Genomic DNA, 1,586 nt, shown 5'->3' on the forward strand with positions numbered 1-1,586 from the left:
ACCACATTAAGGAGAAAACATGCCCCCAAATTCCTTTATGAATCTTAATATATTAAATTCTAATTCATCTTCCAATCCCCTACCCTTTAAAATCACTAAAGCCATCATCAAAGAAAGTCTTGAAGAACTTTTTTCTATAGAATGTGAAGGTTTTTTTGAAAGTTTAGATGAAAGCTTATTTAATCTAAGTCAAGATTTTAATTTTCATCCTAATGTTTTAATCGATCAAGAAGCCATTTTAAGTATTCATAATCCTTATGAAAACAATACTTTAAATTTTGACACAAATGAAGTTAAAAATTATAAAGGAATTATCACTTATATAAAATATCTAGGCATTAATCATGAAAGCACATCCAATATCAATGATAACTCCTCAAATACTAAACAATTAAAATACAAACACTTTTTTTCTTTTAAACTAGAATCTGTTTTAAAAAGACTTTCTTTAAATAAAGCCAATCGTATTTATACTCATACTAATATTATAGAAGTGATCAAACAAACCCTTGGTTTTTATCAAGATATATTACACAAGCAAATTGATTATTCTAATATACATTTAAATTATGAAGAGCAAGAACTCATCTCTCAATACAATGAAAGTGATTTAGAATTGATCACAAGATTAAGCCATAATAATGGGATATTTTTTTATGAAGATGAGAATACTATTTATTTTTGTGATGTTTATAAAAATACAAAAACCAAAGAGATAGAATATAATCCTAATATCAATAATACTCTAAATCAAACTTGTATTTCTTCTATCTATAAAGAACAAAGTTTAAGAACTAATTCTTTTACGCATTCTAGTATCAATGCTAACACTCCTTTAAATCTTTTATCTTTACATTCTAATAAAGTTGCTTATGAACAAGAACTTAACAATAAAGCTTATTATAATGAACACTCTTATGAAAGTGAATATTCTTTTACAAAGAATATTGATTTAAAAACCAAACCTACTCTTAAAGAAAAAAGAGCTTTAGTATTAAATGAAAGCTTCTTAGCAAAAAGTAATATTTATCATCTTAGCTTAGGAGATTTTATCACTTTAAATTATAATCAAAAAGCTAATTCATCCAATTTACTTAAAGACTTTATTATTATTGCTAATACTCAAATTTTAATTGATGATGCTATCTTAGCTAATTCTATTGATACGAATGATCATTTAAATTTAAAAGATTTAAATTTAAGCAAATCTTATTCTAACACTTTAACTTTATTAAAAAAGAATATTATCTTTACTCCAAGCTTTAAAGCTAAACCTAAAGCTCCTAATAGCACTCAAGGTATTGTTATAGGAGAAAGTAAGGATATAGAAAGTGAAAGAAATACTATTTATACTGATGAGTATGGAAGGGTTAAAGTAAGGATTAATCTTTATGCCAATCAAGAAGAATTAGATGAAAAAGAAAGTTTATATCATCACACTCCTTTTTTAAGAGTAGCTTCAAGTATAGCAAGTAATCATTCAGGTTTTTATCATACTCCAAGAATTGGTGATGAAGTGATTATTTCTTTTTTGGATGATGATATAGATAAACCTTATGTAAGTGGAAGTTTGTATAATGGGACTA

Annotated in this window: 1 protein-coding gene; it reads left to right on the forward strand. The window is 25.2% G+C overall.

Annotated elements, in window-relative coordinates; all coding sequences use genetic code 11:
• Window positions 1–19 precede the first annotated feature (19 nt).
• Window positions 20–1,586: type VI secretion system tip protein VgrG (gene vgrG, locus H2279_RS08460; protein ID WP_337196271.1), on the forward strand; the 1,567-nt coding region annotated here is incomplete at its 3' end.

The organism is Campylobacter sp. B0100352/1 (assembly GCF_020135855.1).
Lineage (GTDB): Bacteria > Campylobacterota > Campylobacteria > Campylobacterales > Campylobacteraceae > Campylobacter_D > Campylobacter_D taeniopygiae.